This is a genomic window from Xanthocytophaga flava, assembly GCF_030068545.1.
GTDB lineage: Bacteria > Bacteroidota > Bacteroidia > Cytophagales > 172606-1 > Xanthocytophaga > Xanthocytophaga flava.
In genome coordinates, this window is record NZ_JASJOR010000051.1 from 1 (window position 1) to 15,130 (window position 15,130).

At 38.4% G+C, this 15,130-nt stretch carries 11 protein-coding genes and 1 rRNA gene; 7 read left to right on the forward strand and 5 right to left on the reverse strand.

What is annotated here, in order from left to right; genetic code table 11:
• Positions 1-94: ribosomal RNA gene (locus QNI15_RS36925) — 16S ribosomal RNA — on the reverse strand; the annotation flags it as partial.
• Positions 95-918: 824 nt separating this feature from the next.
• On the opposite strand from QNI15_RS36925, the gene QNI15_RS36930 reads away from it, so the two are divergent.
• The 7 genes from QNI15_RS36930 (at position 919) to QNI15_RS36960 (ending at position 12,199) form a co-directional block, all read left to right on the forward strand.
• On the forward strand, positions 919-3,951 hold the full coding sequence (locus QNI15_RS36930) for an AsmA family protein (RefSeq protein WP_314037035.1): 3,033 nt from the start codon (positions 919-921) through the stop codon (positions 3,949-3,951).
• A gap of 1,741 nt (positions 3,952-5,692) precedes the next feature.
• Positions 5,693-6,199 (forward strand): RNA polymerase sigma factor, encoded by a 507-nt coding sequence (locus QNI15_RS36935; RefSeq protein WP_314037037.1) that lies wholly within the window; start codon positions 5,693-5,695, stop codon positions 6,197-6,199.
• Between the two features lie 151 nt (positions 6,200-6,350).
• On the forward strand, positions 6,351-7,820 hold the full coding sequence (locus tag QNI15_RS36940; protein ID WP_314037039.1) for a phytoene desaturase family protein: 1,470 nt from the start codon (positions 6,351-6,353) through the stop codon (positions 7,818-7,820).
• A 58-nt stretch (positions 7,821-7,878) separates the two neighbouring features.
• Positions 7,879-8,712 (forward strand): phytoene/squalene synthase family protein, encoded by an 834-nt coding sequence (locus tag QNI15_RS36945; RefSeq protein WP_314037041.1) that lies wholly within the window; start codon positions 7,879-7,881, stop codon positions 8,710-8,712.
• 174 nt (positions 8,713-8,886) lie between these two features.
• Entirely contained in the window at positions 8,887-9,315 is a 429-nt protein-coding gene (locus tag QNI15_RS36950) for a hypothetical protein (protein WP_314037043.1), read from the forward strand.
• Between the two features lie 81 nt (positions 9,316-9,396).
• Positions 9,397-11,778 carry a TonB-dependent receptor gene (locus QNI15_RS36955; protein ID WP_314037045.1) on the forward strand — a complete coding sequence of 794 codons (2,382 nt, stop codon included), beginning with the start codon at positions 9,397-9,399 and terminating at the stop codon, positions 11,776-11,778.
• Positions 11,779-11,839: 61 nt separating this feature from the next.
• The gene (locus tag QNI15_RS36960; RefSeq protein ID WP_314037047.1) at positions 11,840-12,199 is read left to right on the forward strand and encodes a heavy-metal-associated domain-containing protein; all 360 of its coding nucleotides are present in this window, start codon (positions 11,840-11,842) and stop codon (positions 12,197-12,199) included.
• Positions 12,200-12,446: 247 nt separating this feature from the next.
• Here the strand turns inward: QNI15_RS36960 and QNI15_RS36965 are convergent, their stop codons facing one another.
• From QNI15_RS36965 to QNI15_RS36980, 4 genes are all read right to left on the reverse strand, one after another.
• Positions 12,447-12,761 (reverse strand): hypothetical protein, encoded by a 315-nt coding sequence (locus tag QNI15_RS36965; RefSeq protein WP_314037049.1) that lies wholly within the window; start codon positions 12,759-12,761, stop codon positions 12,447-12,449.
• Positions 12,762-12,831: 70 nt separating this feature from the next.
• The gene (locus tag QNI15_RS36970; protein ID WP_313987502.1) at positions 12,832-13,554 is read right to left on the reverse strand and encodes a 1-(5-phosphoribosyl)-5-[(5-phosphoribosylamino)methylideneamino]imidazole-4-carboxamide isomerase; all 723 of its coding nucleotides are present in this window, start codon (positions 13,552-13,554) and stop codon (positions 12,832-12,834) included.
• A 138-nt stretch (positions 13,555-13,692) separates the two neighbouring features.
• The gene (locus QNI15_RS36975; protein WP_314037051.1) at positions 13,693-14,499 is read right to left on the reverse strand and encodes a class I SAM-dependent methyltransferase; all 807 of its coding nucleotides are present in this window, start codon (positions 14,497-14,499) and stop codon (positions 13,693-13,695) included.
• Positions 14,500-14,611: 112 nt separating this feature from the next.
• Positions 14,612-14,956 carry a hypothetical protein gene (locus QNI15_RS36980; protein WP_313987505.1) on the reverse strand — a complete coding sequence of 115 codons (345 nt, stop codon included), beginning with the start codon at positions 14,954-14,956 and terminating at the stop codon, positions 14,612-14,614.
• Positions 14,957-15,130: the final 174 nt, after the last annotated feature.

Sequence of the window (15,130 nt, forward strand, 5' to 3'; positions counted from 1 at the left end):
ACCCGTGCGCCACTGGTATTGCTACCCGTTCGACTTGCATGTATTAGGCCTGCCGCTAGCGTTCATCCTGAGCCAGGATCAAACTCTCCATAGTATATGAAGTTTTGTCCTTTATTACTATTGCTAGCGATAAAGAACAGTGTCTGTCCCGATAACTCTCTTATTAAAGGAATCAAGTTGACGATTTGCTCGATTAGCTACTTTTCTCAAAGTACCCTTTCTGCAAACCTTACCTTGCTTTATTTGCTTGCTATCTTTTGCTTCAATCACTCAAAGAACATCTCTTCCACTTTTGGAAGATAGACCTATATATTAGGTAAACTTTTTACTCTTTATTATCTCTGACTCTTTTTTTTCTTTGCTTAAAAAAACCTTTGTAAAATTTGGTTTTCTTATTTTGGATTCTTACTTTTACTTTACCACTCTTGTTTTTCTCTCTTTCAGAATCGGGATGCAAAGGTAAGTTTCTTTTTCTTTTCTGTCAAGTGTTTTGTGAAAATTTATTTTTTATTTTTTCACTACTTAACTTTCTTATCGCCTCTTCCCTCTGTCTACTTTATTTCTTCTTTTTTCGTTTCTTTCCTCACCGTGTGTGAATCGGGATGCAAAAGTAGAAGTTGTTTTTGATTGCTGCAAGAAAAAGCTAAAATTTATTTTCTTCTTTTTTCTTACTCTGTCCGTGATCTTCTCTTGATTTGCGAACAGGGTTACAAAAGTATATGACCCGCTTCTATTCTCCAAATAATTTCAACTTTTTTATCTACTTTTCTTTATTTTTTTCGTTATGGCACTAAGCTACATTATATTATGTAAAATATCGTGTGTAAGGAAAATGTCAGATTTTCAATTAGTTTGATTTTTTTCGCCATACTATTTTCCATTACATTCGCTGAACCATATCATACCATAATCTATATCATGAAAAAAGTTGTCCTTATTTTTTTAGGCGTAATTGTACTGCTATTGGGAGCAGCCTTTATTCTACCTATTATTTATAAAGATGAAATTAAGGCTAAGCTTGAGCAAGAGATTGCAAAGAAAGTGAATGCCAAAGTATATTTCGATGCAGAAGGCTTTAGCGTAAGTCTTTTCAAGCATTTTCCCAATATTACAGCCTCTCTGGAAGATTTTGGAGTAGTCGGTAAGGATGTATTTCGTAGTGACACTTTATTGGCAGTTCCTAAATTTCAGGTGACTGTTGATATTATGTCTGTCATCAGTGGCGATAAGATCAAAGTAAAGGCGGTAGACCTGGAATCTCCCCGCATTTTAGCCAAAGTATTGAAAGATGGTAAAGCCAACTGGGACATCTACATAGCGGATACGACTCAAACAGAAGAAGTAGATACCAGTCAATCTAATGTGGCAGTGGGTATTGATAGCTGGTCTGTCACCAACGGACATATAATATATGATGACCGCAGTATTCCTGTATATACCAAAGTAGTAAATCTGAACCATACAGGTAGTGGAGACTTTGAGAAGGAAGTATTTGATATGAATAGTCAGACTTCTATTGACTCTCTGACAATAAATTTTGATGGAGTGGAATATTTGTCAAAGAAAAAGGTAGATGCTGACATTACTTTAAGCATGGATCTGAAAAACTCTAAATATACATTCAAAGAGAATAATGTTAAACTCAATGATTTTGCGTTAGGTTTTGATGGATGGTTTGCCATGCCAGACACTAACTACACAATGGACATCACCTTCAAAAGCAAAGACAATACATTTAAAAGTCTGCTATCCATGGTGCCAGGTGTATATACTGAAAGCTTTAAAGATCTGGAAGCAAAAGGAGATATAGCATTTGATGGATATGTAAAAGGAACCTTTAATGGGGTACAGATGCCTGGCTTTGGCTTAAATACTAAAATATCCAATGGTAGCATGAAATACTCAGCGCTTCCTACTACTGTCAATAATATTAATGTAGACATGAAAGTAGATGATGCCAGTGGTAATCTGGAGGATATTCTGGTAGACATTCAAAAATTTCACCTGGATCTGGGTAAAAATCCGGTTGATGGACGCTTTAAACTGAAAGGATTGTCTAAATATGATATTGATACGCAGATCAAGGCTCAATTAAATCTGGCGGAACTGATTCAGATGTTTCCTATTGATGGCATGACACTGAAAGGGTTGTATGCCATAGATGTAAAAGCCAAAGGGGTATATGACACATTGGCTAAACGTATGCCTGCTGTCACAGCTGCTATGAGCCTGACCAACGGGTATGTAAAAACCAGCCAGTTCCCTGCTCCTCTTGAACAAATGAATGTCAATGCTACTATTAATAATAGTACAGGTCAGATGAGAGACACCAAGATTAACGTAAGTAACTTCCGTATGATTCTGGAAGGTGAGCCACTGGAAGCAAAGGCATATGTAGAAAATCTGGATGATTATACATGGGATATCAAGGTTAAAGGTGGAGCTGATCTGACCAAAATGACAAAAATTTATCCTATAGAAGGAATGACTCTTACAGGTAGAGTATATGCAGATATTGAAACCAAAGGAAAGATGTCTGATGTAGATGCACAACGTTATGACAAACTGCCTACCAGTGGTTCTGCTCAGTTGACGAACTTTACCTACTCGACAAAGGATATGCCGACTGTGAAAATCACCAAAGCAGAAATGAGCTTTACTCCTCAGGAAATTAATCTTACAACATTTAATGGTTTCCTGGGTAAAAGTGATGTAGCCGCTACAGGTTCTATCTCTAACTATATCAACTATGTATTGCATGAGAATGCGGTTATAAAAGGAAACATGTCTTTCTCATCTACTAAATTTGATGTAAATGAATGGATGGTAGATGATCCTAACAAACCCGCCACAGAAGATACACCACTGACTGTAGTTGAAATTCCTAAAAACATTGATTTCCGACTGGTGTCATCTCTTAAAGAAGTACTATACGACAATATGAACCTGAAAGATATGGTAGGAACTATCATTGTGAAAGATGGAACAGTTCGGATGGAAAATCTGGCATTTAATACATTGGGAGGCAGCTTTATCGCTACTGGTGGGTATGACTCACGGGATATTAAGAAACCTGCTTACGATTTCAACTTAAAGATCAACAACTTAGCTATAGCTGAAGCATACCAGACATTCAATACAGTGAAAACGATGATGCCGATGGCTCAATACATAGGTGGATCTGTAAATGTACCGGAGTTCTCCATCAAAGGTTTACTGAAACAGGATATGATGCCTGATATGGCAACAGTAACAGGTGGAGGTATCCTGAAACTGGTACAAGCTACACTGAAAGAATCTCCGGTAACTCAAGGCTTTGCAGCAGTAACTAAATTGAGTAATATCACACCTGCAGAACTGAAGGATGTAATTTTATCTGCAAAGATTGAAAATGGCCGTGTTTCTTATCAGCCTTTTGATGTAAAATTGAAAGATTATACAGCCAATGTTTCAGGAAGTAACGGATTAGATGGTTCACTGGATTATAAAGTGAAAGTGGATGTTCCTACAGGAAAGGTAGGAGCTCAGGTTACATCATTCTTAAGTTCTCAATTAAAGACACCTGTTACTAATCCTGAAAAGATTCAGTTGGATCTGGGTGTAGGTGGAACATTCAACAAACCTCAGATTAAAATTTTGGGTAGCAGTGCTACAGGGCAACTAAAAAGTGCGTTGACAGATAAAGCCAATGCAGAAGTAGACAAAGCAAAAGCGCAGGCTCAAGCCGAGCTGGAAAAGAAAAAAGCAGAACTGGAACAGAAAGCCAAGGCTGAAGCTGAAGCTAAACTGAAGGCTGAACAGGATAAGATTAATGCAGAAATAGCCAAGCAGAAAAAGGAACTGGAAGAAAAAGCGGCTGCTGCAAAGAAAAAAGCGGAAGAGGAAGCTAAAAATAAACTGAAGTCATTATTTAACAAAGGGACTTCTACAAAGGATACAACGAAAAGATAATGTATCATCAAGCACATAAACTTAAATGCCCGGCAACAAAGTCGGGCATTTTTTATTCTTATAAGGGAAATCCCGATAGATTTAACCTTTTAATATATAGAAATGCATGTATGGCAAAGCAGGGCAAAAATTTTGTTGTACATAGTTCTATACAAAAACAGTTTTGCGTTGAATTCTGATCATATTTTGATTTTGCGGTGAACTATGCGCAAGACGAAAAAATGATCAGAATTCCGGTCAAAAAATAATTTGCCGTGAGTTATGCGCAAACTAAAAAATGATTGGAACTCTGGTCAAAACAAAAGGTGATTGGAAGTATATACGATTTGTTCATTGAGCGATAGGACAATCTTGCCTTTATCAAAAGAGATTTTGCCATGAACTATGCGCAAACTAAAAACCTGAAGTTAGTTATGCTCAAAAGATACAATTCCAGAAGTTGCCAGCCTTGTCATCCCTATTTCGACATGGTAGAAAGATCCTTTTAGGAAGACAAAAGTTTTTAGGATCTGTTTTACTTACTAATATTTCCTTTCTGGGTTCAAGGGCAATCGCATAGCCTATTTATAAGGGGTAAGAAGGGTCGGATGCGGGTCAGTTGCGGGCAAGATATAAGTGATTGATAATCAATGCGGGTAAGAAGGGTAAGATGTTTAGGGCTAAACGGTAGCAGAAGAATGGGAGCAGAAAGGGTTAGTATATACTATATTTAGTATTTTCTTTTTATATTATATATATAACACACGTAGTATAGAAAATATTCTTACCCCTTCTTACCCTAATTGATTATCAGTACTTTACATCTGACCCGCAACTAACCCGCTTCTTACCCTTCTTACCCGCATTTGATAGTATGGCATTCTTATAACTTTTCTGGAAAGAACTCTGTAAATAAAGACTCCTTACTGTTATCTTATAAGGATCTTACCCTCTCTGTCCTTCTGTAAGGATCTGCCTGCCACGGCGGGACACGTGCGACAAATAGAATTATGTTTGATTTTTGAGAGAAAAAATATTTTCAAAAAGGAAAGGTCTCATTCTTGTCATATTTGTCTCGCTGTAGCAGGAAGATCCTTCCTAGAGCACAGAAAGAAGAAAATAATTCTTTCCAAAGGAGCAAAAATGAATACAAAAAGAAGAGAAGAACTTTCTTACTTTACTAGTACTGGATTCCTCAATCCCTTAAAAACTACTACAGTTAAAGACCTGTTACTCTTTCTACACTTGGCTACACTTATGGTTACAGCATAACAAACTGATAATGAAAAAAGTAACACCGGATACACAGTTTTGCCATTTTTCGCAGAAGTCCCTAAGAAGAATAGAGCAATAGCTATCCCCCCTTTATATATAGTATTATACTATACTAAAACATGTGTATAGAAGAAATCAGTGTAACTCATGTAACTCTCTTCACTTACAATCATTTAGTAGTGTGCCTATAACTGTAACCCTGTGTAACCAAGTGTAACGAATCCTCTACCCTATCTATCTGATAGCGCTGTAATTCAGTACTTTCTTTATCCTATTTTTCTAAATCCGATATATACCACCTTACGTATCTATCTTGTTGGCGTACAGGGAATGATTTTTGTTAAACTAAAATAAGCACATACTTAAACAAAATAGAAAGCAAATAAGGTCTTACAATAAAAAAATATCATATTATCTTTTTATTTTGTTTAATGTTGATTTATATTTGTTAAACAAAACTTTTTTCTCACCTTTAACTCGAAGCCCTATGACTGCCTTAGAGTTTTCCTGTTCTATTGGTAAAATGGCTAAATCACTTAAGCCTTTTGCTGTACGATTAACCAAAGATGTTGAGGATGCAAATGACCTGTTACAGGAAACTTTGCTAAAAGCATATATCAATCGTGAGAAGTTTGCAGAGGGTACAAACCTGAAAGCATGGCTGTTCACGATTATGAAAAATACCTTTATTACAAACTATCAGCGTATTGTAAAGAGGAATACCTTCATCGACAATACAAACAATCTTCATTACATTAATTCAACAAACGCAACCACTTACAATCTGGCCTACTCTTCATTTGCAATAGAAGATATTAATCGGGCATTGCAATTGCTGGATGAGGTATACCGAACCCCTTTCATTATGTATTTTAGTGGGTTTAAATACCATGAGATTGCGGAGAAATTGCAAATTCCGATAGGTACAGTGAAGAATCGTATACATATTGCCCGTAAGGAGCTCAAAGACCATCTAAAAGTATATGCTTATTAATATAAAGTAATAAACCCAGGCCTGTAACCTGGGTTTATGTTGTTTAGTATTATCGGTAGTACTAGATCTTTTTTTAAACTTTCTGGTGTAATTAGAGTTTTAGCATTACATTGGTTCACCTGTTCAATATTCCAATCATTTTTCATTAAGTATGAAGAAAGTAATTGTCATCGGGGCGGGCTTTGCAGGCATTTCGGCTGCGACATGCCTTGCAAACGACGGTTTTGAAGTGACTGTGCTTGAAAAAAACAGCACTCCTGGTGGCAGAGCACGTATTTTCCAGGCAGAAGGCTTTACGTTTGACATGGGTCCGAGTTGGTACTGGATGCCAGATGTATTTGAAGGATACTTCCAGCGCTTTGGAAAAAAAACATCTGATTATTATCAATTAATACGCCTTGATCCATCATATTCTGTTATTTTTTCTGAGAATGATGTTATTAACCTACCTGCTGGTACTGACAAAATAGCTCAGCTATTTGAGATGATGGAACCGGGTAGCGGAAAGCGGCTCAAAGAATTTCTGGAACAGGCAGCCTATAAGTATCAGGTAGGAATGAATCAGTTTGTCTGGAAACCCAGCAAGAGCATCAGTGAGTTTCTGAGTATGAAACTACTCATTGATGTGGTTAAGCTGGATGTACTTCAATCTTTTCATACGCATATCCGGAAGTATTTTCATAATGAGAAAATACTGAAGCTGATGGAGTTTCCGATTCTTTTCCTGGGAGCTATTCCACAGAATACACCGGCTATGTACAGTCTGATGAACTACGCAGAAATCAGTATGGGAACCTGGTATCCTATGGGAGGCATGCATGAAATCGTCAAAGGCATGGTGAAACTGGCAGAGGAGAAAGGGGTTAAATTCCTTTTTAACGAGAACGTACAACAGGTTGTCGTAGAAAACAAAAATGTAAGTCGGGTAATTACTCAATCCAATACACATGAAGCAGATGTGGTAGTAGCAGGAGCAGATTACCATCATATAGACGCCGATGTGTTAGGACCAGGTATGCGTAATTACGACGAGAGTTACTGGAAGCAACGTGTTATGGCTCCCTCTTCTTTGTTGTTTTATCTGGGAATCAATAAACGCATTCCACGATTACAGCATCATAACCTATTTTTTGATGAGGATTTTACAGTTCATGCGCACGAGATTTATACAGAACCGCAATGGCCAAGTAAACCCTTATTTTATGTTTCGGCTCCCAGTAAAACCGATCCTACAGTAGCACCGGAAGGATACGAAAATCTTTTCCTTCTCATTCCTGTTGCGCCTGATTTGACTGATACTGAGGACATCCGTGAAAAATACTATCATATGGTCATGGATAGGTTGGAAAAGTACACAGGTTGCTCTATACGTGACTCAGTCGTTTTCAAAAGAAGCTATGCCCATAGTGACTTCAAAAATGACTATAATGCTTTTCGGGGCAATGCCTACGGACTAGCGAATACTCTTATGCAGACTGCTTTTCTGAAACCTGTACTTAAAAATAAAAACATCCAAAACTGGTATTATACAGGTCAGCTTACAGTGCCTGGCCCAGGGGTCCCCCCTTCATTGATATCAGGTCAGGTAGTCGCTTCGGAGGTTATCAGAGAGTTTGGCTAATTCATCCATTGAAAAATCCTGATTCCACTACTTCCCTATCAAACACTTACTTGAATTTATGCAACTTTACGATCAAACAACTTTTGAGTGCAGTAAGCTAATCACTAAGTGTTACAGCACTTCCTTCACTTTAGGTATAAAAACCCTGGATAAGGAATTTCATCTTCCTATCTATGCTATTTATGGTTTTGTCCGGTATGCGGATGAAATCGTAGATACCTTTCATGGCTTTGATAAGAAATCCTTACTTGAACGGTTCAAAGCGGACACCTATAGAGCACTAGAAGAAAAAATCAGTCTGAATCCTGTATTACACTCTTTTCAGACAGTGGTACATGAGTATGGTATAGAATATAACCTGATTGATGCATTTCTTAAAAGCATGGAAATGGATCTGTACGAAACCTCTTATACCAGACAAGGCTATGAAGAGTATATTTACGGTTCGGCAGAAGTAGTAGGATTAATGTGTCTTCATGTATTTTGTAAAAACGACAAAGAAAAGTACCAAGAGTTGAAATCCTCCGCGCAACGACTGGGAGCAGCCTTCCAGAAAGTAAACTTTTTGAGAGATCTGAAGAGTGATTATATCGACCGCGGAAGGGTTTATTTTCCTGGAATTGACTTTACTATATTTAACGGCAAAGCCAAAGATGCCATAGAAGCAGATATACAGGCAGATTTTGATGCTGCTTACGAAGGCATTAAACGGTTGCCCAGCGGTGCAAAATGGGGTGTCTACCTTGCTTACATTTATTATAAGGCTCTCTTTAAAAAGATCAAACGCCTGCCTGCTTCTCAGATTATGCAGGAACGTATCCGTATTCCGGACCCACTAAAGCTTGTATTATGGGTGCAAACATATTGCAAACATAAAATCAACTACCTATAATCAGATGAGTGGTAGTTATGGTTGTAGAAACCATCTTACATATTTCACCTGCATTCAATACTATCTTATCTCTTTATTTTATTTTGCCTGGATGGGAAGATATGCATACTAAACAAATGTTAAAAAACAATAAAAATTTGTTTTTTAACTATCTATAGGCTTATATTTGTAAGTATGCGTCTTCTTATCCATAAAATAGTGGCTTTCTTTATGCTGGGAGTGATTTTCACTGTCAGCACTGGCATGGGCTTTATTGAGCACTCCTGCCAGATGAAAGAAGAGAAAGTTATTGTTTTATCCAAGAAGAAAAGCTGTTGCTCTGCCAAAACAAGCTGTGAGCAACCGACCTCTCAATCTCAGACAACCTTCAAAAAGCCGGCCTGCTGTGAAGACAAAACAGTTTACCTGCATGTAGACCTGGCTGGATACTCCCAAAAGCTGACTAAATTTATCAGTCTGGCTTTTACTGCTGTTGTTCAGAACTTCTTTACCCTTGTACACAAGCTTGTAATCAGTGAAGAGGAAGCTTGTGGATATACCAATACATCTCCCCCACAAACTGGCAGGGATACCCTGACCAAAAAGAGAACTCTCCAGATTTAGTAGAATGAAGTAATAGGCTCTCACGTCCTGATAGTCCAGGATGGGTATTTTCTATTTATTTCATATTTAATCTACTCTACAATGAACATCTTTGTCAGACATGACAGGATGAATGGGCATACAGATATAGGATCAAAACCCGTATCTGCTTTTCGGCTATCCATTCGTTCTTTCGGTCTTTTTTCAGAAAAAGCTTTTCTGCTTTTAGCAGTTTATCTGGTTATACATACTGTAGCTGCTCAGTCACAAACTGTACGGGGAACTATACAGGATGGAAGTATGCAGCAAGCATCTCCTCTCATAGGAGCCAGCATATTCTGGCAGGGAACTACTATAGGTACCACTACAGATGCCAATGGAAAGTTTGTCATTAATCAACCAGCTAATGCGCATGCGCTTATTATCAGCTTTGTGGGCTATACCAATGATACAATTCATGTCCACTCTCCAGAACAGGAAATCCTTGTAACACTAAAACCTGGACAAACCCTTAAAGAGGTTGTCATAGAAGATAGTCGAGCCAGTTCGTTTATTGACCCCTTAAATCCGATCCGGACAGAAAAGATCACGACCAAAGAGCTGCAGAAAGCTGCCTGCTGTAACTTATCTGAAAGTTTTGAGACCAATGCATCGGTAGATGTGTCATTCAGTGATGCTATCTCAGGAACCAAACAAATACAAATGCTGGGGCTGGATGGTGTATACGTACAAATGCAGACAGAGAACATTCCATCTATACGTGGATTGAATGCTATATATGGCCTTAATCATACTCCGGGTACCTGGGTAAGCTCTATAGATGTTGGTAAGGGAGCAGGTTCGGTAGTGAACGGCTATGAATCCATTACAGGCCAGATTAATGTAGAGTTACAAAAACCAGAAGCGAGTGAACGGCTATTTGTGAATGGTTACCTGAATCAGATGGGACGAGGAGAATTAAATATCCAATCTGCTCAGAAGGTAGGTAAAAAATGGAGTACAGGACTTTTACTACACGGTAGTGCATTGGGAGAATCCTTTATGGATCAGATGGATCGTAACAAAGACGGATTTCTGGATCTGCCGATGTTCAAACAATTTAATGCCTTGAACAGATGGAAATATGACGGGGAAAGAGTAAAAGGTCAATTTGGTATCAAAACGCTGTACGATAATCGCAGAGGAGGACAACTTTCCTATTACGACCCTTCCCATGAGGAAATACCTATGATTTATGATCCGGATATGGGCCATTCTATGCCTGATCCAAATTATCAGCATAAAACTCCTTATGGTACAGGTACTACCACACGCCGTAATGAAGTATTTGGAAAGCTAGGGATTATTTTCCCGGAAGCACCTTACAGGGGATTAGGTATCATTGTCTCTGGTGTTGATCATGAAACCAATGCCTTCTTTGGCACTAATACCTACAAAGGCCAGGAACAGACATTATATGCCAATCTGATTTATCAGACCATTATTGGCAATACCAATCATGCAGTACGTATGGGTATAAGCTATATGATGGATAAGTACAATGAGAGATACAGAGACTCTTCCTTTGCCCGCACCGAATCGGTTCCAGGCATTTTTGGGGAGTATACGTATACAATCCCCAATAAATTTACAGCTGTGGCAGGGTTGAGGACAGATTTCCACAATCTGTTTGGCACAATTGTAACACCACGTCTGCATCTGAAGTATGATGTAGGACGACATACATCTCTGCGGGCTTCAGCAGGTAGAGGCTTCCGAGTTGCCAATCCTATTGCAGAAAATACAGCTGTACTAGTAAGCTCACGGCAACTGGTAGTTACACAACGACTAAACCCAGAAAAAGCCTGGAATTATGGTATCAATCTGTCGCATGACTTTCGGCTATTTGGCAGATACGGTTCCCTATTGATAGATCTGTACCGCACAGAGTTTAGCAATCAGGTAGTGACAGACCTAGATGCCAATCCGCAACAAATCCGATTCTATAACCTGGAGGGGCGTTCCTTTGCAAACACCGCTCAGGTTGAACTCAACTATCAGCCCATCAAACGGCTGGATGTTAAGTTAGCGTATAAGTTGTATGATGTTCGTACCACTATTAATCAGCAACTACGTCGCCGACCATTGGTAAGTAGAGACAGAGCGCTGTTTAATGTGGCCTATGCAACCAAGAAGGACAAATGGAAATTTGACTTTACTACTCAATGGATAGGAAGCAAACGAATTCCGGACACTCAGGTAAGTCCATCTGAGTATCAACAGGAGAAAAATTCCCCTTCTTATCTGATTTTCAATGCACAGGTTACCCGGTCATTCAAAAATCTGGATTGGTATATAGGTGGCGAAAATCTCGGAAACTTCCGCCAGTCAAACCCAATCATTGCAGCTAACGACCCTTTTGGTCAATATTTTGATGCATCCTTAGTATGGGGACCAATCGTAGGACGAATGATCTACACGGGTTTCCGATTCAGAATCAAATAAATACAAATCTATTTACTCATTATATCAGTTTATTTTGTTTTACTCAAACTCTCTTAGTACCATGAAAAATGTGCTTTTATTCCTTTTCGTGAGTGTGTTTATAGCAGGATCTGCAATGGCACAATCAAAAAATGCAGAAGTTAAGATCAAAACGTCTGCCGTGTGCAAAATGTGTAAAAATACGCTTGAAACATCTCTTTCTTATGAAAAAGGTGTTCAGTCATCAAACCTGGATGTAAATAGTAAAGTATTGACTGTAGCCTATAATCCAAAGAAGACGAATCCTGATCAAATCCGTAAAGCAGTAGCTAAAACAGGATATGATGCCGATAATGTCCCTGCTGAAGAGAAAGCCTACAAGCAGTTAGATGATTGCTGCAAGAAAACAGCGCATACAGACGGAAACCCGGATCATCATTAAGAGACAGATTCTAAAATGGTAAAAGCAGAATATAAATCTGCTTTTACCATTTTGATGCATTTTTCCCCATCGTTGGTGTTATCACCAACGAGTTGTTTCCCATCATTCAGGTTGGTGATAACACACAACCTGAGGAGTGAAAGTGAGAATTACTACAAATTCTAGCTTTTTTGCTATTTAAAAATTATCCTAAAATAACTTCTAGACAATAGATTTTTGAAATGGTAACGTGAATTTACATCCTGTTTTACCATTTTGGTGCGTTATCAGTAGATTCCTTGTGAGCTACCATCTTTTGAATAAGCATAAATAAACCAGCCAGGAAGGCTATAGTACCAATAAAATTAAATCCACCAACTATCTGATAGATAGAAGAAACGTTGGAAACAGGCAGGTTATTGCTTTGCATAATAAATGGAATAGCAACATACATAAAAGATGTCAGTAAATGAATGCCTGACCCTATTATAAGAAGAATGCCATCCGTAGAACGATTCTTTGAATAGTAGTAAATACAGATTCCTATTTGAAAAAGTGTGGGTACTACATTGAAAAAAGACATGAACAAAGTTTGCAAGAATTCCATAAAGCGAGATAAAAGTTGTTATGAAGTGGTATACTATAGAAACCTCTTACCCAAGATAATGCCTCAGATCTGAGAGTTTTATTTTTCCTTCGTAATAGGCCTTTCCAAAAATCACCCCATATACTCCTGCTACAGCTAACTTATCAATATCCGCAACAGACCTCACCCCTCCGCTTGCCAGTAAACACAAATCCGGAAACTCTTTTAACAGTTGTTTGTATAGATCGATAGCAGGTCCTTCCATAGTACCGTCTCTCCCTACATCTGTACATTTCACATATTTTATCCCCAGGCTATGATAGTAGCCAATCAGCTCAAACAGATCTATTTGTGTACTTTGTCGCCATCCATCTGTAATAATCTTGCCATTTCGGGAGTCGGCAGTCAGAATGATACGATCTTTTCCATAGGTATCTATCCATGAACTAAACTCTTTCCGATTCGTAACGGCAATACTGGCCGCAGCTACATAGGTAGCTCCATTCTGTAAAGAAAGCTGTACATCTTCACTGGTATGAATACCCCCACTAAAGTCAATGGACAAACTGGTATAGCCGGAAATCATACGTAACACGCTAAAGTTCACTACCGTGCCCTTCTTTGCACCATCCAGATCTACCAAATGAACACGACGAATGCCATGTTCTTCAAATAGTTGTGCGACTTCTACAGGACTGTCGCCATATATAATAGGATTCTCAAAATCACCAGGTGGAACTTTCACACATTTCCCCTGGTAAATAGAAATAGCCGGAATAATCTGAATCATGCAAAACCGAAGATAAATGTATAACTGCAATAACATACAAATAGAATACCTACTATTGTATGCATGCCTAAAGTCTATAGAAGATATCCACTGTAACGGACACAAAGGGCTTTTAATTCTGTAAAGCCCTCAATAATTTTACAAATATCCGGTAACTCCCAGTAGATACAGCTTCATAGAAATTGCGTCATTTTTTAACCATTTATCATAATCTTGTATCGCGCTGATGCGCTGAGACTCTGTAATGTAACCATCTTTTACCAGTTGATTTCCTCTGGTTTCAGCTACTTTGTTCCAGATGCCAGCTGTATCATAAAAATCAGATTCTTTATTATGATAGAATTCCGATTCGTTGGTAATAGTAGTGTTTTTTAATCCAATTTCCGAAAATATAGTCTGTAAATTATCGGCGATCTTGTTATCCATGCCAGCATCAGCACGCCATAGAAGAAAGGCTTCATAGAATTGTTGCATACTGGCAGGAGGAGCCGGCAACCATTCAATCTTAGTATGATTGTAATCCAATACCGAAATACATCCTCCATTCACAAGCAGACTTTTCATCTTCAGAAGGGCTTCTTTAGGACGATTCATCCATTGGAGGGTGCGGGCAGTTGTGATCAGATCAAAACGTAAATCTGATTCATATGTAAAAATATCCTGTACCTGAAAGGAGAGATTACTGAAAAAGGTATGATTTGTTTTAGCAGCGTTAATCAACTCTTCACTCAGATCAATCCCTACAACGCTTCCATTTGCACCAACTAATCTGGCAATATCTTTGGTGATCGCCCCTGTACCACAACCTACATCAAGCACAGTAAGTCCAGGCTTCACTAAAGATAACAGATTGCGATTGCTATTTTCGAGGGTACGACGATCCAGTACAGGCGCTGTACCGGAAGGCATGGAAGCACGATCTTTTGTTAAAGAGGAATCAGACATAGGTTGCAGTCAGTTTATGATATAGACAAGTGGAAAGCAAGGTACTTATTTACCTGAAGTTTCCAATACACTTCTATAACACTGACTACAGCCTTCTTTTATAGGAAAAGCGTTATTCGCTTTTAAGACCATACATAGGGCTACTTGCTGAATGTAGCGTAAATCCTTTTATTTTGCTACCATCAGTTTCAAATGTAACCTGCAACTTTTCATCCTTACAATCCAGACGATACGACGAAGCGGATTCAGGAACCAGTTTGCAGGAAGACTGATCAGGCCAGATAAACACATAGTTCTGTCCTTCTCCTGGCTTAATCTCAAAAAACTCATCTGTCTTCTGATTGGCTTCTTTCAAATACAACCAATATTTTCCAACTAGCTGATTTGCAGAAATTTGTGCTCTTGTGAATCCTGCACAAGTAAAAAACACAAGTATGATGAAAGCAAAGCGGAACATATGCAGAAAGATTATAAGGTAAACAATGTTCTATTTTCTAGGCAATAGAGGCAACATAGTAACTGCTAGTTTCATTTTATACCCTGGCAGAGAATTTTGTAACACTGGCTCTAGTAACACAATAAGCAATATGCAGAGCTATTTCAACCCATTTTTCATCAATCAGCCAACAGT